We start from the raw sequence: 22,187 nt of genomic DNA, 5'->3' as shown, positions 1-22,187 counted from the left end.
GCTCTATACTATAAAATGTAGACAAACTATACAATGTACGTTGTCCAACAAAATTCCACATATATGGAGAGGAGTTTACTACACTATGCGCTACGTTATCATAACAGGAACTTCACAAGGTTTAGGTGAGGCAATCGCCACACAATTATTAGAAGAAAATACAACCGTCATCTCTATTTCTAGAAGAGAAAATAAAGAGCTTACTAAACTCGCAGAACAATATAACAGCAATTGTATTTTCCATTCCGTAGACCTTCAAGATGTACATAATTTAGAAATTCATTTTAATGACATTCTTTCATCTATTGACGAAGGCACTGTCTCATCTATTCATTTAATTAATAATGCGGGCACAGTTGCACCAATGAAGCCCATTGAAAAGTCAGAAAGCGAACTATTGATTACGAACGTTCAAATTAATTTAATCGCACCTATGATTCTTACATCCACTTTCATGAAACATACGAAAAGCTGGAAAATAGATAAACGTGTTATAAACATTTCATCTGGTGCAGGAAAAAATCCTTACTTTGGCTGGGGTGCTTATTGTACAACGAAAGCTGGTGTAAATATGTTTACACAGTGCGTAGCTACTGAAGAAGCGGAAAAAGAATTCCCTGTAAAAATCGTCGCTTTTGCGCCAGGTGTTGTTGATACAAATATGCAAGCACAAATTCGTGAAACAAATAAAGAAGACTTCACAAATTTAGACCGTTTCATCGCACTAAAAGAAGAAGGAAAACTGCTGTCACCTGAATATGTTTCGAAAGCTATTCGTAACTTACTAGAAACTGAGGAATTTCCGCAAGGCGAGGTTATTCGAATTGATGAAAAGTAAAAAGGCACGCTCATAGCGTGCCTTTTTACTTTTCAATAAATATAAGCACAGAATCCATAATCTTCTCATAACCAACTTCTTGATATATTTTATTAGATGTCGGATTCGCTAAATCAGTATACAGTGTAGTCGTTTCGTAACCTTCATCTAACATACGTTGACTAAGTGCGGCTACGCATTTGGATGCATATCCTTTTTTCCTTGCTTCTTTCGGCGTATATACAAAATTAACTGTTATATTATTTTTAGTTGGTCGTGTTTTTGCAGCTACGGAAACTAACCTTCCGTCCACTTCCAAACCAAATAGACGACTATTAGTGATTAATGTATGTGCGGTTTGTTTTGCTTCTTCTTTCGTAGTAGGAAGCCTCACATCTTCGCAAAATTGATATATCCACTGTTCTATTAATGGCAGCTCATCACTATTTACTGCTCGAAAAATTCCATCTCCGCTCCACTTCTTCTTTACTTGTTTTAATTTATATACACCTTGTTCCATTCCAAGTGTAGTTTTTTTCTGTTCTAATATCGCAATCTCTTCAGCTAATTTCTGTACGATTTTTTTATTACCAATCAATCCAGGAATATCTGGATATACATTCGTTAATTGCTTTGCAAGTTCCACTATAGCCTCTTCTGAAATTTCAAATGTAGCTACAATAACTTGTTTCTCCACTGTTTGAAGAAATACAATCGTAACTTCTTCCCCTTGTTTCGCTGCCGCCATAAACATCGGCTCTTCAGCAACTTGTAATACACCTAATAGCAAATTATTCTCCTGCTCATTCTTTTCTAAAAATGGTATAACATCCTCTTTAAAACGAATAACATTTTCATATACTTGTAATTGAATCATCGACAATCTCTTCCCTCAATTTATATTTAAATAAAGTATTGGCGATTAATTCATTAAATCCTTCTTTTACGATTCGATAATATTTGAAACTAATGTGTTCAAATCATTTTCAGCATGCAAAACTCTCTTCTTTTCCTTCTCAAATAGCTCTTCTTCTTTTCGAAACGATTCTTTACGTTTATTAATCATACGCTCCATCTCTTTTTTACTCGGTCCACCATATACATTTCTTTTTTGAATAAAAGCTTCTGGTGATATAATTTCTTTCCACTCTTCTTCTAATAAATTTACTTTCAAATTTTCTTGTAAGTATACATTTATGTCTTTGAAATTTAATTCATGTAACTCCTTTTTCTGCTCCAATGACATATTCGCAATCGCACTTGCTGCATGATGTGCATGCCGAAATGGTATTTCATAGTTTTTTGTTAAAACATCTGCGAAATCTGTAATCGTAATCGCGTGTTTATATGAACGACTTTTTAACGTTTCCTCTTCTACTTTCATCGTTCGAATAACTGCGTTCATAATACAAAAAACACGAATCGCCTTTTCGATTCCTTTATATAAATACGGCTGCAAGTCATCCTCCGTATCGACAATATCGCCAAATGGTGTATTATGAATCATTTGAAATACAGTAAATGCTTCCCCTAAAGCACTACTCGTAATAGCACGGGCATGTTCTATTGAAACAGGATTTCGTTTTTGTGGCATAATACTACTTATTTGCACATATGGCTTCGCTACAGTAATCCCATCATATTCTTTCGTCGCTAATAGTAAAAAATCATGAATCCATCTACTCGTATTCGTCATAATAACCATTAGTAACGAGCTAACTTCTAATAAATAATCCGCTCCAGCAACAGCATCATATGAGTTCTCAATTACATTTGTAAACCCAAGTAACTGTGCCACTCGTTTTCTCTTAATTGGGAAGCTTGTTGTAGAAAGGGCAGCTGCCCCCATTGGAGAATGATTTAAAAGATGATACGCTTTTTTCATTCTTTCTAAATCTCGTTGCATCGTATCGTAAATGGCCAAAACATAATGACCAAATGTCGTCGGCTGCGCCGGTTGTGTATGTGTATACGCAGGCATAATTGTTTCCATATGTTCACCGGCAAGCTCCAGCATACTTTCTTGCAGCAATAAATGATGTTCCATTAACCGCAATACAAATTGCCGTAAACTCATGCGATACATCGTTACACCCATATCATTTCTACTTCTACCGATATGCATATTACTTACAAATTCACACTTTGCTTCTTGAGAAAGCAAATGTTCAACTAAGAAAAAAAGATCTTCATGTTGCTCTGTATATAGCAACTTCTCCTTTGGAATCCCCTCTACTTTTTTAAGTGCGGTTAATATAACTTTCGCTTCTTCTCTTTTCATTAACTTTTCTTCAGTTAACATAGTAATATGTGCCCTATGCACTTGAAACATATCTTTTAATAAATAATTACGCTGAAAATTAAATACATGCTGTAATACACAATCTACATATGTTTTCCCAGGGAAATCAGCGCCTTCATTTTTAATAAACTCTTCTTTACTCTGTTTCATCACCTTTTCCCCTTTCGCCTAGGTGTTACTACCCATCATACCCAGCGATGGTGAAAAAGTGCTTGTACATAAAAATAAACTCGGCGCTCATAGCACCGAGTTTATTTAATAAAAGTCGCATCATACTTATCACTTTGCAACACTTGGAAGTGTAGATTTGCTAAATGTTTACGTATTTCAGCACTGTCATCTTCATTTAAATTATTTGCCAAGAAAACAATTTCTGTACAGTTTCCGCGTTTATCCATTGCATAAACTGCTTTTGTTACCGTCCATGGTGTATAACCATTCTTTTGCCCGGCATGCCTGAATGTTTTACGATATTTCTTTGCACTCATATCTGTTTCAACAATATTCGCCCACACTTTTTCTTCCGCTTCTGTAAGACCACCTTGATGATTGGCCTTTTGAAGCAGTACCATATAATCGTTAGCGGACGCAGCCGGCAATCTATCCGACCAAATTTTATCATATCGTTCCTCTAAATACAGAGGAATTTCCTTCTGTAATAATGGTCCCTTCTTTTTTAAGCGTTCATGAATAATCATAGCATATTCACGATATTGCTCTTGAGACATTTCCTTTAACTTTTTCTCTATTTTATATTTTGGAACATGTAATTCTTTATGCAAATATCCCGGAATGTATAAAGATGAAACAATCGGAAATAGCGGTTGATGTGCAGGAAGCGCTAAACTTTGTAAATTCCGATTAATATTGTCTAATCCTAATACCTCCATTAAATATTCAGTATTTGCATTAGAACTAAACTTAACCATTCCTTTTGCAACTTCTTCTAAAGAAACCGCTCCTTCAGTTATCTTCTCTTTTTTTTGCAAATAATTTTGCCATCTATCTTGTGCACCACCATCTGTATTCGGCACATAATAACGATTCACATCATTAATTGAAACGAAACTAGACGGATCGATTTTCCCCTCTGTAACTTGTTTCGTAAATTCAAGTGCCACAATTAATTTCATCGTACTTGCGACTGGTAAGACTACTTCAGGATTAACAGAATATACGACTTTATCATTTCTTTTTATTAAAAGCGCACTATTTTTTTCATCTTTATGTTCTTCAATAAAGGATGCTATGTACTGCGCATCATCATTATTTGAACTCCACACTTTTTTCACTAAAAAGTTACCCGATATCAGCAAAACAAAAATACCCACAATCACTGCGCATACTATAGTTTTTTTCAAGTGAAATTCCTCTCCTATTGTGTAACTCTTCTCTATTTATCTCTTAAAAACAAAATAATGGAGATGATTATTTAAATAATCATCTCCATTATTTTAACTTGTATGTTCCTATTATGTCTACGTCATAATTTTCACAAAATCCTCAAGAAACTTTTTATAATGTAATGACCAACCAATTCTCACCCAATTTTTCAATGCTTTCGCTTCAGGCTGCGGGCGAAAATCAGCGATACTTTCCCCTTTCGCAACTCCAATCGTATCGACATCAACACGGCGATACACGTAATCTAAAAGAGATGGATTTGCCGCTACCATCATTGTAACAACATCATGTACTGGACTACCTGTTATTTTGGGATTTAACTTTTTATAAGCTTTATAATAATACGTAAATATCGGTTCGATTAACTTATTAAAACTTGTTTTAGAGTGTTTCGTTATATACTTTACCATCTCCGGCGTAATAATAGCTTCAGATGTAACGTTAAGTGGCACTAATGTCACATTCTTGGCATTTTGCATAACTAATTGTGACGCAATGGGATCACCATGAAAATTCGCCTCTGCAACTGGTGTAACATTACCAGGCATTAAGAAAGCACCGCCCATTATATAATATTCTTTCACATACTTCATCATCGGTTTTTCTAAAATAAATGCTGTCGCTAGTGTCGTTGACCTGCCAGCATCAACAATGATTAATTCACCTTTATACTTTTCAAGAATATCAAAAAATGCACAAAAAGGTTTTATATTAGGTGAAAATGCTTTTGGCGGTTTAATAGGGCCTAAGCCATCTGCCCCATGAATCTCCGGATAATACGTTGTAACATCTCCGGATAAAGGGATTTTCGCACCATTAATAACAGGTATATCTTCTCTTCCTGCCATTTGCAATAAATATGCTGCATTACTTGTCGCCTTTTCTTGCGTTACATTTCCATATCCTGTTACAACACCAACAATATCAATATCAGGATGCAGAATTCCATACATTATGGCTAAAGAGTCATCAATTCCCGGGTCTCCCAAAAACAACACTTTTTTCATCGACCTCAACTCCATCCCCTCAATTGTTATTAATTTATGAACAGCCGTAGATATACAGAATAAAAAAGAACAAATTCATACGAAAAAACGCAGTCTATAAGGACTACGTTCTTCATCTAACCTATATTGTTTTTTTCACAGCACTCATACTTCCAATTATATAAGCAATAAATGCAAAACAAATCGGGAAAACAACTGTATGTATACCGAATGGATTAGGATAGCAAAGGTGAATAAACATATAGGAACCTACTCCAACTAAAATAGATGCGAGAGCTCCAGTTGCATTTCCTTTTTTCCAATATAGTCCTAACACAATCGGCCAAATGAACGCTGCTTCTAAACCACCGAAAGAAAATAAATTTAACCAAATTAAAAAGTCTGGCGGCTTAATAGCGGCAGCATATACGAGTAATCCTACGATACCAGTAATCCATAGGCTACCTTTCTTTATCGTACTATCCGCGGCATCTTTATTTATGTAGTTCACATATATATCTTTAATAATTGACGAACTTACAAGTAATAATAATGAGTTTACAGTAGACATTATCGCTGCCATTGGTGCAGCTAAGAAAACTCCAGCTAACCAAGGTGGCAACACTTCCATCGCGAGTAGCGGCATTACTTTATCTGGGACCGTTATACCAGGAAGGACTACTCTTGCAAACACACCCGTTAAATGCATACCAATCATAATCGTACCAACGACAACCGTTCCAATGATTAATGCTTGGTGCATAGCTTTTGAATTTTTATAAGACATAGCACGCACGCTAATTTGTGGTAAACCAACGACGCCAATTCCAATTAAAATCCAAAATGATGTAACATATGATTTCGTTAAACTGCCATCCGCCCCAAACGGTGTTATTAAATTCGGATTAATTTGAACGAGTTCCTGCATAATCTTTTCAACTCCGCCACCAGCAATGACAGTAGCAATTAAAATGATTGTTGTTCCCACTAACATAATGATTCCTAATAACGTATCTGATAAAGCGACTGCACGAAATCCACCAATTAACACATACACAAGTACAGAAAATGTAAATAAAAATAGTGCCGTTGTGTAGGAAAGTCCTGTTAGCGACTCAATTAATCGTCCGCCGCCAACCCACTGGGCTACTGTTGCTGAGAACAAAAAGATTATAATACATAACGCAGAAAGAACAACTACCGCTTTATTATTGTATCTGCCCTTTAAATAATCAATAAGCGTAATTGCTTCCATCTTCCTAGCGATAATAGCAAACTTTTTACCGATAACCGTTAAAACGATATATCCTGTTACAACTTGAATCGCTGATAACAGCACCCATCCAAGACCTATATTGTAAGCAATACCAGGCCCGCCGATAAAGCTACTTGCACTACCGTACGTAGCAATCATCGTCATAGCTAATAATAAGCCACCAAGTTCACGCCCACCAAGAAAATATTCTTGTAAAAATTTATTATTAGCGGTTGCTTGTACACGTCTTGATGCATATACACCAATTAAAAACACAACGATAAAAGAAATTATCATTGGGATTATTACATACCAATTCATCTATCATTCCTCACTTTTTTCTTCCTCATCGAGTGAAATATCTTGAAATAAAAAACGAACAACTAAAATAAGCAAAATAACCATTACGATAAATCCAACGATACAGCTATAAAAAAACCATGCTGGAAAACCTAATACATATGTATATTCACTCGGATCCTTACTTCCAAGCCCATAAGCAAATCCATACCATATTATAAAATTAATAATAGCTAAGCCAAGTCCAATTAACGCTTCTCTATGGGCAACTCGAAAGCGCGGATCATCATGATAATTCTTCATTTTCTCCCTCCTCTCACGATGTATAATTGTACCACTGTTTTTCTAGTTTTTCCTACTAGAAAACAAAAACGCGCAGGATTTTTTGTAATTATATAGAATACAATGTTTCATTACATATTTTTTACAATTGTAATGAAAATGAAATTTGAATTTTCAGCATTTGTTATTTATGATTTTAAGTAGAGGCTTTTCATCTAGTTCCCACATCCTTGATTTCGGAATAAACGCCGTCTCGTACTGCGTTTAAATTATATTTTCAAGGGGGTTATACAATGAGTCAACTAGCTGTAAATCTTCATGAAAAGGTAGAGAAATTTCTTCAAGGCACAAAGAAACTATATGTGAACGGAGCGTTCATTGAAAGCGCTTCCGGAAAAACATTTAAAACTCCTAACCCAGCAACTGGTGAAACACTCGCTATCGTTGCTGAAGCTGGTCGCGAAGACATTCATAAAGCTGTGGTAGCTGCTCGAATGGCTTTCGATGAAGGTCCTTGGTCACGCATGAGCACTGCTGAACGAAGCCGTCTTATGTACAAACTTGCTGATTTAATGGAAGAGCATAAAGAAGAGCTGGCACAGCTTGAAACGTTAGATAACGGAAAACCAATCCGCGAAACTTTAGCAGCAGACGTTCCTCTTGCAATTGAACATATGCGCTATTATGCTGGCTGGGCTACAAAAATCGTTGGACAAACAATCCCTGTTTCTGGTGAATATTTTAACTATACACGCCATGAAGCTGTTGGTGTTGTCGGTCAAATTATCCCATGGAACTTCCCACTTCTTATGGCAATGTGGAAAATGGGAGCAGCCCTTGCAACAGGATGTACAATCGTCTTAAAACCTGCAGAACAAACTCCATTATCCGCTCTATACTTAGCTGAATTAATTGAAGAAGCTGGATTCCCGAAAGGCGTTGTTAACATCGTTCCTGGATTCGGTGAAACAGCTGGACAAGCTCTCGTTAATCATCCACTCGTAGATAAAATTGCATTTACAGGCTCTACTCCAGTCGGCAAACAAATTATGAGACAAGCATCTGAATCGTTAAAACGCGTTACATTAGAGCTTGGTGGTAAGTCGCCAAATATTATTTTACCAGACGCTGATTTATCTCGAGCGATTCCAGCTGCGCTTTCTGGTGTTATGTTTAACCAAGGACAAGTGTGCTGCGCTGGGTCACGCTTATTTATTCCGAAGAAAATGTACGACAATGTCATGGCTGATCTCGTTCTATATTCAAAAAAATTAAATCAAGGCGCTGGTCTAAATCCAGAGACTACAATCGGACCTCTAGTTTCTGAAGAACAGCAAAAACGTGTAATGGGCTATATTGAAAAAGGCATTGCAGAAGGTGCTGAAGTACTTTGCGGAGGAAACAAACCATTCGATCAAGGTTACTTCGTTTCTCCTACAGTATTCGCTGATGTAAATGATGAGATGACAATCGCTAAAGAAGAAATTTTCGGTCCAGTTATTTCTGCATTACCGTTTAACGATATTGATGAAGTAATTGATCGTGCGAATAAATCACAATTCGGCTTAGCGGCTGGTGTATGGACAGAAAACGTAAAAACTGCACATTATATTGCAAGCAAAGTACGTGCAGGTACAGTATGGGTAAACTGTTATAACGTCTTTGATGCAGCATCTCCATTTGGAGGATTTAAACAATCTGGCCTTGGCCGCGAAATGGGATCTTACGCGCTGAACAACTATACAGAAGTGAAGAGCGTTTGGATTAACTTAAATTAACGAGAAAGAACCTGACCTACTCGGTCAGGTTCTTTTCATTATGTATTCATTTACACTTGCAACCCACCGCTCACATTTAATACCTCTCCTGTAATGTAAGACGCATACTCTGATGCTAAAAAGGCAGCTGCGTTTGCAATATCTTCCGGTGTTCCGATTCTTCCAACTGGAATCGCTCCAACCATTTTCTCTTTTACTTTATCCGGTATTGTTTTTGTCATATCAGTATCCATAAACCCTGGACAAATCGCATTACACGTAATACCAAAACTTCCAACCTCTTTCGCTGCTGTTTTTGTTAAGCCTACAACCCCTGCTTTTGTAGCCGCATAATTTGCTTGTCCAATATTTCCTTCCCTACTAATAGAAGAAATATTAATAATCCGTCCATACTGTTGTTGTCTCATATAAAGAAGTGCTGGCTGCATACAATAAAAAACGCCAGTTAAGTTCACTTGTAATACTTGTTCCCAAGCAGACTTCTCCATCTTATGTAACATTGCATCTTTTGTAATCCCAGCGTTATTCACTAAAATATGTAATGTACCAAATTTTTGCACCGCATATTCAATTAACGACTTCGCTTCATTTTGATTACTCACATCACATCGATATAAGCTCACATCATACCCTTCATCTGATAATTCACGTGTCGTTTCTTGTAGCTTCTCTTCATTTACATCACTAATTAATACTTTAGCCCCTAGTTTTGCAAAAACTCGTGCGATTTCTTTTCCAATCCCCTGTGCAGCACCCGTTACAACAGCTGTTTTCCCATTCAACAAGTCCATCCCTATCCCCCATTTCTATTAGTTATATTGTATATTTCGGCTCTATGCTTTCCAAATCCTCTTTGTATAAAAAAGTCTATTTGTGTCAAACTAACTTTGCAACGCCGCATAAAGTGAAACTTTAATCAGTAGAGAGTTTGTTCATCCCCCACTGATTATTAGCCCTCACCAATCGGGCATTTACGGGCAGTTAATCTCCCACCTAGCTTCTTTGTTCCATCTGAATTTTGAGGTGGGAGTTTTACTACCCGTTTATGCGGGATAAAACACAAGGAGATTGTGTCGAATGAAAAAAAAGAATGTAAATCGAAACAAAGCTGCCGATGGCATTGATGTTGAGTTCGCTCGCGAACTCGCTGACCACAATGACTTAGAAGCAAACGCACGTGCAAATGCCGCTGATGCACGTCAAAAACGCCAATCAGCAGAAAAATAAGGCACTACAACGTTCCTTATTCTTTTCAACAGGGACCTACTACCCATCAAAATAAACCGAGAGTATCTCTCGGTTTATTTTCTATATTTCTTTACATAGTGCGCTAAGGCAAGTAACGGATATATATGCCCATAACTATGGTAGCGAATATAAAAGCCACCCGGTAACCCTGTACCAGTAGGATATTTTTCATTCATAGTAGACTGCGCGAGCAAATATGAAATTCCTTTTCGAATAATCGGTGTTTCTTGATCGTAGTAAGAAATAAGTGCATCAAGTGCCCACGCTGTTTGTGACGGCGTGCTAAAGGGTAAAGAAATAAATTTTTTCTCTACACTACTTTGACAGGATTCTCCCCACCCTCCGTCTTCATGCTGCAAATGCTCGAGCCATGAAACTGCTTTTTTCAACGATGGATGAGTAGAAGGCACTTCTACTGCACGTAAGCCTGTCATCGTTGCCCATGTCCCATATATATAACATATCCCCCATTTTCCATACCATGATCCATTCTGTTCTTGTACATCCATTAACCATTTGATAGCTTTCTTTTTTTGCTCTTCAGGCAATTCATTCGGTGCATACGTTCCGAATAATTCTAACACCCTACCTGTAATATCTGGTGTGGACGGATCGGTTATCATATCACTCGCATTTTCAATCGGCAAATTCGATAGTAACTTGCTCGTTACCCCTCGTTCAAAAGCTCCCCAGCCTCCTTCGTTGTTTTGCAATCCTTTTACCCATTCCACGCCTCTGCCCCAAGCCTTATCTACTCTATCATTCCCTCTACTTCGCGCTAACGCTCTAAGGACAGCTGTAGTATCGTCTATATCAGGGATCGTCGTATTAACATCTGAAAATCCCCAACCGCCAGCTACAAGTGATGATGCATGTACGCTCCAATCTACCTTTTTAGTTTGTTGTTTTTGCAATAAATACTCTGTCGCCCTTTGAATCATCTTATTTTCATTTGTAACTTTAGCTTCTTGCAATGAATAGCTAAGTAAAGCGGTATCCCATACGGTAGAAGGAGAATTTTGCAAATGACTTCCTCTGTCCATCTTCCATATATAAGATTTTAATCCTGTCACAGCTTTCTCAATAATTGGAGACTGAATAGAGTGCCCTAATGCAAGCAAAGCATAAATCATATAAAACGTAGCACTCGCATAACTATACAAAGTTCCATTTTCATCTATACGCTCCTTCATAAAGCGCTCTACTTCTTCGTATCCTTTATGATGTAATGATAATGGATAAGATATTACCTTTTTCACATCACCTAAAAACGATTGAAACAGCGGAGACCGCTCCTCTCGAAACCATTGCCCACCCCCACCTGCAATATGATTTAAATTTGGCAATAACTTTTTCTCTACATGGAATCTCTTATTCATACAAATCATCATCGGAATTAAATGTATACGCGCTGAGCTGCTTAGCCCAAATATACTGAGGGGGGAGTCATCTTGTAAAAATAAGATTGGCGTTGGAAAGTGAAAAAGCGTAGGAAATTCATATTCTCCATGAATCGCTAATAAAAATTTCGTCATAAAATGAGCACGAGAAACTCCACCGCGTTCCTTAATAAACATTTCAGCTCGCCTCATATTCACATCTTCTTTCGAATACTTCTTTGAAGCAAGTAAAGCTGCATATGCTTGAATCGTTGCGGATAAATTCCCTCCCTTTTCATCCTCATATAATTTCCAAGTCCCTTCATTTGTTTGAAGAGATACCAACCTTTTCACAAACGGCTCTATTTCATCGTCTCGCCCTAACAATTTGAGTAAAAAAATCATATGACAATCTGTTAACAGTGCTCCTTCAAAACAAAATCTCCACGTCCCATCTTGTCTTTGCATCGTTTGAAGTGCAGTCGTTCTCCGTTCTATTTCGTCACGCACTTTGTCATATAGTAGCACACCGCTCACCCACCCTTTCTAAGTCCGTATACGATATTCGAAAACTTAGCTAAATATGTATGAAAACAAAGAAAAGCAGAACGTGTATTACACACATTCTGCTTACAAACAATACCCAACCCCGACAACAATTCCTAATAGTGCACCAACAACAACTTGATACGGTGTATGTCCAACGAGCTCATTTAACTTTTTATATTCTGTTTGTCTACCATGAAAAAAATCATTCAATATTTTCGCTTGCTTACTTACCGCAAGCCTTACTCCTGAAGCATCGTACATAACAATAATGGCAAAAATAGCGGCAACCGCAAATATTGGACTCTCCACACCTTCCACCACTCCGACACCTGTAGCAAGTGCAGTAACAGTCGAAGCATGCGAACTTGGCATTCCACCTGAAGCAAAGAACTTAGCAAAATCAAACTCGCCTGTTTTTATTAATTTAAAAACGACTTTCGTTAACTGTGCTAAAAACCAAGAGATTATAGCTGCTATAAGTGGATCATTATGTAAAATTGTTTCCATGTTTTTCAGCTCCTCACTGACTATAATGGAATTTCTATATAATATAAGTATAAAGAAAAATGCGTAGAAAATACTACGCATTATGATACTTTTGCTGATTTATTTTTAATAAATTTTGGTTGTTTCTGTAGTAGAAACTTTGTTTTCGCCATTGAAAAGACAAATAAAGCAATCCATATACAGAAAAATGCAATCATATGAGTAGATGTGAAATGTTCACCAAAAACGAACACCCCTAAAATTAAACTAATAGTCGGCGCGATGTATTGTAAAAATCCTATCATATAGAGCGGAATAAGTTGTGCTCCTTTAGCAAAATAAAAGAGTGGTAATGCTGTAACAATACCCGCCCCTATTAAAAGAAACGTTGATATTGCCGAAATAGAACCGAACGAACCGAAACCATGCACTCCTGTCATAAACAAATATATAAGTGCAAATGGCGTCACTAACATCGTTTCCATCGTAAGCCCAATTGTTGCGTCGTAATTTAATAATTTTTTCGTTAATCCATATAATCCAAATGAAAAAGCAAGTGAAAGAGAAACCCATGGAATTGATCCGAAACGTACCGTTAAAATAACAACACCTACTCCAGCTAAACCAACCGCAACATATTGCCAAAAATTAAGCTTCTCTTTTAAAACAACTGTACCAAGTAAAATACTTATAAGTGGATTAATATAATACCCAAGACTTGCTTCGATTACATGGTTATGATTTACGGCCCATATGTATACAAACCAGTTTCCACTAATAAGTACCGAAGCAATTGTTAATGACATTAATAATTTAGGTCGTTTAAAAAGGGCCACTAACTCCCCACCAAACTGACGAAACCTCTTCGTTATCCCTAAAACTAACAACATAAAAACAAATGCCCAAACGATGCGGTGTGCTAATATTTCATCCGCCGGTACTTCCTCCACCCATTTCCAATAAATCGGAAGGACTCCCCACATCGTATACGCACCCGCCGCATATATAATCCCCTGCTTTTGCTCTGCTGTTTGACTCCCCATCTTCCCTGTTCTCCTCTTCTCTTTTTTTCTTCATTATAAGGTCTCACATACTTACTTTACCAATATTCAATCTGCATTTCTTTCGACATTCCTCTTGCAAATCCGTTATATGTATAAAAACACTCCTACTGTTATAATAACGAGCACTGGAATACCGAAAACAAATTTACTTTTATGTGTCTTATGATGAAACATATACATACCAATCCAAGCTCCAATCGCTCCTCCAACTGCAGCTGATAAAAACAACGTACTTTCTGGCGTTCTCCACTGCTTTTTCTTTGCTTTTCGCTTATCAAGCCCCATCATACTAAATGCTATAACGTTGATAATAATAAAATAAATCCATTTCATCTCTTTCTCTCCCTTAAAAAATTCGCTTTATGTTAACACGAAAATAAGGTGCGCACAAATAAAAATGGCTATAGGTAAAAAAACTTTAGCCTACAACCATAATTGTAATACCTTATACTCTATTTCTAATCTTACTATGTTTTTTCGCGTATATAAAATAAATAAAAATACCTACAATAACCCAAATTGCAAAACTGATTAAAGTGGTTTTAGAAAGATTTAATGCTAAATATAAACAACTTACTATCGCAAGTATAGGTAAGAATGGAACTAACGGAGCACGGAACGGTCTTTTCAAATTAGGATGTGTCTTCCTTAATACAATTACAGCTATAGATACAAATATGAAAGCTGTTATCGTTCCCACGTTCACTAAATTTGCCAACAAATTCAAGTCCAATAAACCTGCTAATACAGCCGCAAGAATACCCGTAATCCATGTATTAAAAAATGGTGTTTGATAACGTTTATGAACACTCGAAAATCTTTTTGGTAACAATCCATCTCGGCTCATCGAGTATGATACTCGAACAAATGCGAACATAGCAACTAACAGAACTGTTGTTAAACCAGCTATCGCTCCAACTGATAATAGACCAGCAATTCTATCCTCTCCTACAATACGCAGTGCATATGCAACTGGATCAGCTACATTCAGATCCGTAAATGGAACCATTCCAGTTAACACGAATGAAACACCAACATAAAGAATTGTACAAATGCATAAAGAGACAAGTAATCCAATTGGAACGTTGCGTTGTGGGCGTTTCACTTCCTCTGCTGCTGTTGCAACTGCATCGAAACCTAAAAAGGCAAAAAATACAGTAGCAGCTCCTCCAATAACACCATGGTATCCAAAAGGAAGAAACGGCTGCCAATTCTCTGGCTTTACATAGTTTGCTCCTACAATAATAAATACTAAAATAACAGCCAGTTTAATAATAACCATTGCATTATTTATACGTGCACTTTCTTTCACACCACGACTTAGTAAAAATGTAACAACTAAAATAATAATAACCGCTGGCAAGTCGATAATCCCGCCATTCCCCATCCCTGGTGCAGAAGCAACGATTGCCGGAATATGAATATTAAACCCTAGTAGCAATGACTGAAAATAGGCTGACCATCCCGCCGCCACCGCGGAAGTAGCTAATAAGTACTCTAACATGACACACCAGCCAACTATAAAAGCAAAAATCTCACCTAATGTCATATACGTATACGAATACACACTTCCTGAGACCGGGACTGTAGATGCAAATTCAGCATAACAAAAAGCTACACAAGCACATACAATTGCGGCTAACATGAAAGATAATACAATTGCTGGACCAGCATGTTTCGCCGCTACAATACCTGTTAATACGAAAATACCTGTACCAATAATTGCTCCAATTCCTAAAAGCGTTAAATCAATTGCTCCTAAAGTTTGCTTTAACACTTTTTTCTTTTCTTCATTCATTGCTTTCTTTATAAATAAATTCATTCATAAAAACCTCTTTTTCAAAATTATCCCTTACTCATTACAATCTTTATTACTGTTGCTATTACACATTAATAATATTCATGCTTTACTTTCACTCCCTATATAAACTCCACAAATTACCCATCTAAAAAATCTGAAAAATCAATCTTATAAAAACATGCTTGTTAACAAGCATGTTTTTATAAGATTGATTGAATTTATCACACGATTAATTATATTGTCAACAATATAATTAATTCACCCGAATTGAATAATTATAAATAAAATAGCATTCCAAAATATACGATACCACTCACCAACACTGCAGATTCCCATTTTAATACAATTTTCATTATTTCAAAATTCATTTTTATACATTTAACTCAATGTAATCCCCGTATGCAAACACAATAAAACCAGTCTCTTCATTATATAAAAATAACTATTCATTTTGTTAAACCGATTAACTTCCCTACAAATTGCAAACAGTATTTTCACTTAAGGCAATAAAAAAGCGCAGATTTTCATCTGCGCTTTATTCTTCCGCTTCAATCTCTGTACTATTATTATTGATATGTTCCTTTTGAGCTTCTTCTTGCAGCTCTGCTGAAATCATCGCATGATAAATTTCTGGATATAATCCAAATATTTGATATACACTTCCTAAAAACGGCATCGGAATCCCTCATTTCTAAAGTTGTATTGCCATTCTTAAGGATTCCCTTTTCACTCATTATACATTCGTTTTTGGTGCTTCTTCTTCATCCGGAACATGCAATACATTTTGCCATTTTTTATAAGGCGCACTATTTGGATCCACATACCCTTTCGCATACGAACGATCCCACAATTGTTTCATAAACATCTCTTTCTCTTTCTTTGCAACCATATCTGCACCTGTTCCGTAATAGTTTTGAAAATACAGCTCAATTTCATCAAGGAATAGTCTTAACAACTCATCTGATGTTTCTTCTAACGTCGGATCATATTTCGCCTCACGATCATACATTAAAATCATATCTAAAATATTATGGACATGCTCTTTACGAAGCCATCTAATATCTTGAGCACCTAATACAAATGCATGTGTATATAAATGCCCACCTTGTATCATTGCCTTTTCTTGCTCTTCTTCAAACCTGGACAAAATATTTTCATAAATAAAAGGATTATGAAGCAATGCTCTGTGCAACTTATAACTTTCACTTGAAATATTTTTCCCCATCGACTGGATTAAAAAGCTACGGCCAACACCATTATATTGATACACGAATTGACCATCAACAGCAACTAAGCTAATCCAACGATACATATACGCATATAGAAGAGCACGATTACATTTATCGTAATCTAACTTCGTTTGCGTTGCATTCAAGTCTGGCATAAAGGCTGGTAAATGCCAATATTTATCTAAATGCGGTGTCAAACTAGATTTTTTACTATTTAATTTGTTTACACGGCGATAATATGATTGAAAGTAGTCACCTTTATCGTTCATAAAGCCATTTGCAATATGCCCAGATGAAAGCTTAGGAAAATCTTGTAGCGATAATCCGTAATGAGCACGATAACAAATCACTTCAAATGGTGAAAACGCCTCGTTTACCGTATCTTTTTCTTTAAACATTTCTTGCAATAACTCTTCTTGTAATTCTTGTTTTAAAGATGGATGTACGCCCCAATATTGTAATTCTCTATGATGAGAAACTTTCGGAACGAACGGACTTGCTAAATGGAAAAGATCTTCAATTTTTTCACGAACGTATTCATCACGATCACGTTTCTTGAAATCTGCTTCTTTTCGCAACGCTTCAACGATATTAAGCTCTAGTTTGTCACGATAGCGTACTTGAAGTTCGTCATAACAATAACTCAATATATGTTCACGATAGAAGTCTTCCACCTTTTTCGACTGAATTTCTTCGGCTTTCGCATCACGGCAATATTCCCCGTACAAGCTCATATAAATTTCGGACGATATATCTTTCGGTAAGACACCTAAATTTAAATGTTGCTGCATATCTTGCCAAATCTTTTCTTGCAATTTCTCTTCAGCTAATACGTATACATTCGTCGGGTTCGTTTTCCCCTCAAATTCCTTGCTTCGCTTTTCAATTTCAAACAATAAATTTTCACGTGTTTCGTGTAAATTATCAAAGAATCTTTCCCAATATTGAATCATTTTACCAACTGCTTGGTATAGCGATTGATACACGAGTTCTAACAACATTTCTTTACGATACTCACTTAATTTGTGGACATATTGCGTTACGATATCTTCAAATTCTTTTTTGAACAAACGTTGCTGATTATAAAACATTTTGCCGACCCAGCCTTGTTGCTGTGCAATTTCAACACGGCGAACAGCCGTTACCGTTCCATCAATATTACTCACATTAAATTTCTTATCGTAGTTTTGAATTAAATTACGCTTTTGTTCATTATTTTCATGTAGTCGATTCATCTTCTCTACTAACTGCTTTCGAATTTCATACAGCATAAAACGTGCTGCGACTGGATGGACAGGATCCGTTTTCTTTAAGAACCATGTATTTAATTGATAAGACTGTCCTTCTGAGCCACTCGGTGTAAAACGATCTGATTCGATCATGTCATATAAAAGAGTAGTCACATGCTCATGTACACGGCTCGGAATCGCATAAGCATATAAACGAACCGCATGATCAACTCTCGCTACTTCACCTTTCATTTGTTCCATCATTTTCAGTTTCGCAGCCGATATTTTACACTCATGCTGCAGGCGGTTTAATTCTTCATCTTTTTGCACTGTACGGTGTACATAGCTTTCGACAGCCTCTAAAAACAACTTAGACTTCGCGACACCGACCTTACCGCCCTCTGCCCCTTCGCGCGTCTCATTGAACATTTGTCTATAAAAAATATGGGCCTGCTCTGGACGAGTAGCAAGATGCTCTAAATCTTCTAAATAACTTTTCCCGCGCTCGGGCTTTTCACGCTGCATACCACGTTTTACATCTTGATCGTATCTTTGCTTCTTCTCTTGAAACAGTTGATCTAAATGAAGCCAAGATTCATCTAAACCTTGCACCGCCCATTTTAAAGCACAGTATTTCAAAACGTGCTCATACGGATAAATAAGTTTTGCCGTTCCTGCTCCGCAATATCTCCCTTTCCCACTCGATTCTGCCAATTGCTGAATTTGATTATCTTCTTGCGCAAAATGATTTGCAGACATTGGACTGAATAACTGTAAATAAATTGTATTTGCCATTTGCTCCATATAATCCGATAAATTGTGCAAATGGTGCCCATGTAAATTTTCATAATCATACAAGAAACAATAATTGTACGGTAAATGATGCTGCTTTATCGTATGATTCGTTCTTCCATCTTCATCCACTTGATCAGGACGATATTCTAATTCAATCGTTACACCGCCTCGTTTTGATAATTCACCAGTTGATCCGAGCGTAATAGCGTGCAACTCTTTTAACGATGCATAACCATTCGCTTGCACAGTTTCAAACTCTTTCGCACTAACCGTTCTCGTCTTAACTAAAACATCTGGCATTAAAAACGCACCGCGAATTAAAATGTTATGATGCTGCAATTTTTTCCGAAGCATTTCACGCAAATATAATGCGATTTGTAAAAACATCCCTGAGCCTGTTCCGCCAGCTAACGACGTTACAATAATGACACGCACACCATATTCCGTCTGATCACTTGTAACTGGAAAAATCTTCTCGATTTCTTGCCAAAAGGACGTCAATTTATCTTCTTTCATCGCAGCACGTAACGCTAAACGTGAAATGACGCGTAACTGTCCCGCTCCTTCTGTTAACGGTTTATCCAGTATAGTCGGATCCATTGGGAACCACTCCGGAATCGTTGGATCTCCCGCAATATACTCTCTCGGCGTTTTACTCGAACTCGTTTGCGTCTTAAACTTCCGAATATGATCAAATTTACTCAATGTATTCACATCTGTATCAAATACATGCATCGCTACCTTTTTACGACGCTCCTCTGGTAATTTTTCATATATTTGATGTGTGACAGTACTACCGATTCCACCTAATCCAATTAATATCGTTGGAACTTGTAATGTCATGTGAACCACCTTCCTATTCGTGCTTGTTTGAAAAAAGGATAAAGGGGCCACTCTGCCTCTGTCTCCCTTACCCCTATCTACTATTCACATTCATACCGGTAAATCTCCTTACCATATCCTCTATCAATTAATAAAATTTCATTTGGATACAATGTCTTATGTTCCATTCCCACTTCTTCCTCTGTAATAAACATTCCATCAATAATCATCCCAACTACTTGCGATTCTTTCGCTACAAATATAGATTTCGATCCTTTTTTCGCTATTAATGTTACAGATTGCACCGTCTTTCTTTCTGCTCGGAATGGAATGCCAAAATAGTGCTTCCACCATTTATTTTTAAGTAACTCTGGTTCAGATTGATAAAGCCAATCTTTCGCTACTTCTTGATCCCATTCGTAATATAGTAATGCTTTCCGATGAAATCTCGGGCGAACAATCCATCCTAAAATAATAATTCCTACTATTAAAAGTAATAAAGTGATAGGAATTACAAATTTAAAAATGAGCGCATACTTCTCAAAAAACGGCGCATTTTCAATGTGAAGTACAATCTTTTCCTTTACTTCTTGTAATTTTGAATCATTGATTGTGATGGTAGCCTCTACGGTGCCGGTATCTGTAAAATTGAATGTGTCGGAGTAATAAGGTCGAGGATAAACGTAAATTTGATTACCATGCTGTTTTAATTCGTAGTTGATCGATTGATTGGATGTGACACCAGTAGATTTTAATAGTTTCTTTACAGCCTCTTCTGTCATTGGTTCACCATTTAATAATGGTTGTAAAATGAACGGTTTACTATTTTCTAAATTTGTTACCTTTTCTTCATAATCTTTCGTAACAGCTTGAAGTGATAATTTTGGTTTTTCAGTTGGTTCAATCTTGAATTCTTTCGTCTGTCTATAAAACCCCTTTATATTCATATGGACTTTCCCGCGTACTAACTCTTTACCAACTTTTGTCTCGTAATAAAACACATGTCTTTTATCATCCCACTTCATCGGATACTGCTTTCCGTCTATTTCTACTTCTGCTTCGAAATAAGAAGTTTGAATTGGTAATTCAGTAGGCTTTGCTTCAATAACAGCTGTCACATCTTCATACATTTTCTCAACATTTTTTCTATCTTTATCATCTTTGTCATACGTAGAAACAGTATAATTAAGCGCTGGTTCAACAAGTACTTGTAATCCCTCTTTCTCAATGTCCTGATCCACTTCTATCGTATATGTCCCTGGCTTAATCACTTCCTGATTCGCTGTACTTACATGCACTATATTTCCGAATAATTTAGCTTCTCCTGGTGCATGTATAGAAAAAGAAGACTGCAATTGTAACGGTTTGGAAAGTTGCATAACTTTATAATTAGACAAAGAAGGTGATTGTCGTACAAGCGTCATACGCTTTAATGGAAACGGTGTTGTAATCTCTACTTTTTTCCCTACTATTTTCGTTTTAACAATCGATTCAACAGAAGAAAATGGATCACGATTAGCAACTAATGCTGCCACTTGATTTACACTTTGTACAATACCATCCTCACCGCTAGACGGCATGACAACTCCATTCATTTCTTTTTTCCAAATCTCTTTAAACGTATTTAACTGCTCTTTTTCTTGCTGCCCTAAATCCTCTTCCATCGTGATTAAGACTGGGTGTAAAGAAATCTTTTTAGAATCCATTTCTTTCTTAAACTGTGCTAACTTCTGTGTAATTTGTTCTTTTCCGCCAACCTTTTCTTTCTCCAAATCATTAAATGCCCCGTCAGTTAATACAATAAGCCAAAATTCACGTTTCCCATCTATATCTGCTTCCTTTTTTATAGATTGCATCGCCGTTTCTACTGCGCTAAATGGAGTATTTAAATATGTTTTCCACGCGCCGATCCCATCAATTTCCGTTTGCCTTTGATCCTTTGTTAACGAAATGTTTAACGAATCATCTGGCTTACTCATTGGAACGTAAGAAAATTTATCTTTCTCATCTAATAGCGCAACTAAACTTTGCAAGGCGTAATTGGCATACTTCCAGCGATCGTTATTTCTCATGCTGCCCGAATCATCATATACAAGTGAAACGACCCTTTCCTTTGCCTCCTCTCCTTTTGCAAAAGCTGAAAAAGGTAAACATATAAATAGAAATAACATGAACGTGGCACAAATTCGAATTTTCATGATGAGGCTTCGCCACCTTTGTAGACAAATTCCTATGTTTAAATTTATGAGAGGAAACAAGATATATGACTTGTATTTTAGGACAACAGTTCACAACAATTACATTATGTAAACAAAAATGAACTACTCCCATATTTTATTTCGAGTTTTTTCCTTATTATATATCTGAAATAACGCATAGCTTTCATACTTTTCCCCCTATAAATTCCACCATTAAAGTTTGATTTTCTTTTCAATACAAAAAATAAAGAGCGCGCTATAAT

Annotated in this window: 18 protein-coding genes; 3 read left to right on the top strand and 15 right to left on the bottom strand. The window is 36.6% G+C overall.

What is annotated here, in order from left to right:
- Window positions 1–85: 85 nt before the first annotated feature.
- Window positions 86–838 carry a (S)-benzoin forming benzil reductase gene (locus QCI75_RS10020; RefSeq protein WP_144503754.1) on the top strand — a complete coding sequence of 251 codons (753 nt, stop codon included), beginning with the start codon at window positions 86–88 and terminating at the stop codon, window positions 836–838.
- Between the two features lie 25 nt (window positions 839–863).
- On the opposite strand, the gene QCI75_RS10015 is transcribed toward QCI75_RS10020, so the two are convergent.
- The 6 genes from QCI75_RS10015 to QCI75_RS09990 form a co-directional block, all read right to left on the bottom strand.
- Window positions 864–1,694 (bottom strand): GNAT family N-acetyltransferase, encoded by an 831-nt coding sequence (locus tag QCI75_RS10015; protein WP_353760370.1) that lies wholly within the window; start codon window positions 1,692–1,694, stop codon window positions 864–866.
- A gap of 66 nt (window positions 1,695–1,760) precedes the next feature.
- Window positions 1,761–3,269: an argininosuccinate lyase gene (gene argH, locus QCI75_RS10010; protein WP_144503758.1), complete on the bottom strand. Its 1,509-nt coding sequence runs from the start codon at window positions 3,267–3,269 to the stop codon at window positions 1,761–1,763.
- Window positions 3,270–3,370: 101 nt separating this feature from the next.
- The gene (locus QCI75_RS10005; RefSeq protein ID WP_144503760.1) at window positions 3,371–4,480 is read right to left on the bottom strand and encodes a serine hydrolase; all 1,110 of its coding nucleotides are present in this window, start codon (window positions 4,478–4,480) and stop codon (window positions 3,371–3,373) included.
- Between the two features lie 117 nt (window positions 4,481–4,597).
- The gene (locus QCI75_RS10000) at window positions 4,598–5,530 is read right to left on the bottom strand and encodes a nucleoside hydrolase (protein ID WP_144503761.1); all 933 of its coding nucleotides are present in this window, start codon (window positions 5,528–5,530) and stop codon (window positions 4,598–4,600) included.
- A gap of 121 nt (window positions 5,531–5,651) precedes the next feature.
- Window positions 5,652–7,085 (bottom strand): sodium/pantothenate symporter, encoded by a 1,434-nt coding sequence (gene panF / locus QCI75_RS09995; protein WP_144503763.1) that lies wholly within the window; start codon window positions 7,083–7,085, stop codon window positions 5,652–5,654.
- Window positions 7,086–7,088: 3 nt separating this feature from the next.
- Window positions 7,089–7,367, bottom strand: a complete 279-nt coding sequence (locus tag QCI75_RS09990) for a YhdT family protein (RefSeq protein WP_002014357.1) — start codon at window positions 7,365–7,367, stop codon at window positions 7,089–7,091.
- 272 nt (window positions 7,368–7,639) lie between these two features.
- On the opposite strand from QCI75_RS09990, the gene dhaS reads away from it, so the two are divergent.
- Complete coding sequence (gene dhaS / locus QCI75_RS09985; RefSeq protein WP_131230915.1) at window positions 7,640–9,124, top strand: aldehyde dehydrogenase DhaS; 1,485 nt, start codon at window positions 7,640–7,642, stop codon at window positions 9,122–9,124.
- 50 nt (window positions 9,125–9,174) lie between these two features.
- On the opposite strand, the gene fabG is transcribed toward dhaS, so the two are convergent.
- Entirely contained in the window at window positions 9,175–9,915 is a 741-nt protein-coding gene (gene fabG, locus QCI75_RS09980) for a 3-oxoacyl-ACP reductase FabG (protein WP_002111090.1), read from the bottom strand.
- Between the two features lie 286 nt (window positions 9,916–10,201).
- Between fabG and QCI75_RS09975 the strand changes: the two genes are divergently transcribed.
- Complete coding sequence (locus tag QCI75_RS09975; protein WP_353760369.1) at window positions 10,202–10,351, top strand: YfhD family protein; 150 nt, start codon at window positions 10,202–10,204, stop codon at window positions 10,349–10,351.
- Between the two features lie 74 nt (window positions 10,352–10,425).
- Here the strand turns inward: QCI75_RS09975 and QCI75_RS09970 are convergent, their stop codons facing one another.
- The 8 genes from QCI75_RS09970 to QCI75_RS09935 form a co-directional block, all read right to left on the bottom strand.
- On the bottom strand, window positions 10,426–12,279 hold the full coding sequence (locus QCI75_RS09970; protein WP_144503767.1) for a terpene cyclase/mutase family protein: 1,854 nt from the start codon (window positions 12,277–12,279) through the stop codon (window positions 10,426–10,428).
- Window positions 12,280–12,381: 102 nt separating this feature from the next.
- Complete coding sequence (locus QCI75_RS09965) at window positions 12,382–12,807, bottom strand: divergent PAP2 family protein (RefSeq protein WP_000447809.1); 426 nt, start codon at window positions 12,805–12,807, stop codon at window positions 12,382–12,384.
- An 80-nt stretch (window positions 12,808–12,887) separates the two neighbouring features.
- Window positions 12,888–13,829: an EamA family transporter RarD gene (gene rarD / locus QCI75_RS09960; RefSeq protein WP_144503769.1), complete on the bottom strand. Its 942-nt coding sequence runs from the start codon at window positions 13,827–13,829 to the stop codon at window positions 12,888–12,890.
- Between the two features lie 105 nt (window positions 13,830–13,934).
- Complete coding sequence (locus QCI75_RS09955) at window positions 13,935–14,183, bottom strand: DUF1294 domain-containing protein (RefSeq protein WP_353760368.1); 249 nt, start codon at window positions 14,181–14,183, stop codon at window positions 13,935–13,937.
- A gap of 112 nt (window positions 14,184–14,295) precedes the next feature.
- Complete coding sequence (gene bcaP / locus QCI75_RS09950; protein WP_144503771.1) at window positions 14,296–15,672, bottom strand: branched-chain amino acid transporter BcaP; 1,377 nt, start codon at window positions 15,670–15,672, stop codon at window positions 14,296–14,298.
- A 514-nt stretch (window positions 15,673–16,186) separates the two neighbouring features.
- Complete coding sequence (locus QCI75_RS09945) at window positions 16,187–16,327, bottom strand: hypothetical protein (RefSeq protein WP_002121303.1); 141 nt, start codon at window positions 16,325–16,327, stop codon at window positions 16,187–16,189.
- Between the two features lie 57 nt (window positions 16,328–16,384).
- Window positions 16,385–19,747, bottom strand: coding sequence for a tubulin-like doman-containing protein (locus QCI75_RS09940; protein WP_144503773.1), 3,363 nt, complete (start codon window positions 19,745–19,747; stop codon window positions 16,385–16,387).
- An 80-nt stretch (window positions 19,748–19,827) separates the two neighbouring features.
- Window positions 19,828–21,924, bottom strand: coding sequence for a vWA domain-containing protein (locus tag QCI75_RS09935; RefSeq protein WP_144503775.1), 2,097 nt, complete (start codon window positions 21,922–21,924; stop codon window positions 19,828–19,830).
- Between the last annotated feature and the right edge of the window lie 263 nt (window positions 21,925–22,187).

It is taken from the genome of Bacillus cereus group sp. RP43 (assembly GCF_040459645.1).
In the GTDB taxonomy this organism is placed as follows: Bacteria; Bacillota; Bacilli; order Bacillales; family Bacillaceae_G; genus Bacillus_A; species Bacillus_A mycoides_C.
This window is presented reverse-complemented; position numbering and strand designations above follow the sequence as displayed.

Excerpts from the sequence above, each read along its gene's own strand:
- QCI75_RS10020 (WP_144503754.1), top strand. The coding sequence starts at position 86 with ATGCGCTACGTTATCATAACAGGAACTTCACAAGGTTTAGGTGAGGCA.
- QCI75_RS10015 (WP_353760370.1), bottom strand. The coding sequence starts at position 1,694 with ATGATTCAATTACAAGTATATGAAAATGTTATTCGTTTTAAAGAGGAT.
- argH (WP_144503758.1), bottom strand. The coding sequence starts at position 3,269 with ATGAAACAGAGTAAAGAAGAGTTTATTAAAAATGAAGGCGCTGATTTC.
- QCI75_RS10000 (WP_144503761.1), bottom strand. The coding sequence starts at position 5,530 with ATGAAAAAAGTGTTGTTTTTGGGAGACCCGGGAATTGATGACTCTTTA.
- panF (WP_144503763.1), bottom strand. The coding sequence starts at position 7,085 with ATGAATTGGTATGTAATAATCCCAATGATAATTTCTTTTATCGTTGTG.
- QCI75_RS09990 (WP_002014357.1), bottom strand. The coding sequence starts at position 7,367 with ATGAAGAATTATCATGATGATCCGCGCTTTCGAGTTGCCCATAGAGAA.
- dhaS (WP_131230915.1), top strand. The coding sequence starts at position 7,640 with ATGAGTCAACTAGCTGTAAATCTTCATGAAAAGGTAGAGAAATTTCTT.
- fabG (WP_002111090.1), bottom strand. The coding sequence starts at position 9,915 with ATGGACTTGTTGAATGGGAAAACAGCTGTTGTAACGGGTGCTGCACAG.
- QCI75_RS09975 (WP_353760369.1), top strand. The coding sequence starts at position 10,202 with ATGAAAAAAAAGAATGTAAATCGAAACAAAGCTGCCGATGGCATTGAT.
- QCI75_RS09965 (WP_000447809.1), bottom strand. The coding sequence starts at position 12,807 with ATGGAAACAATTTTACATAATGATCCACTTATAGCAGCTATAATCTCT.
- rarD (WP_144503769.1), bottom strand. The coding sequence starts at position 13,829 with ATGGGGAGTCAAACAGCAGAGCAAAAGCAGGGGATTATATATGCGGCG.
- QCI75_RS09955 (WP_353760368.1), bottom strand. The coding sequence starts at position 14,183 with ATGAAATGGATTTATTTTATTATTATCAACGTTATAGCATTTAGTATG.
- bcaP (WP_144503771.1), bottom strand. The coding sequence starts at position 15,672 with ATGAATTTATTTATAAAGAAAGCAATGAATGAAGAAAAGAAAAAAGTG.
- QCI75_RS09945 (WP_002121303.1), bottom strand. The coding sequence starts at position 16,327 with ATGCCGTTTTTAGGAAGTGTATATCAAATATTTGGATTATATCCAGAA.
- QCI75_RS09940 (WP_144503773.1), bottom strand. The coding sequence starts at position 19,747 with ATGACATTACAAGTTCCAACGATATTAATTGGATTAGGTGGAATCGGT.
- QCI75_RS09935 (WP_144503775.1), bottom strand. The coding sequence starts at position 21,924 with ATGAAAATTCGAATTTGTGCCACGTTCATGTTATTTCTATTTATATGT.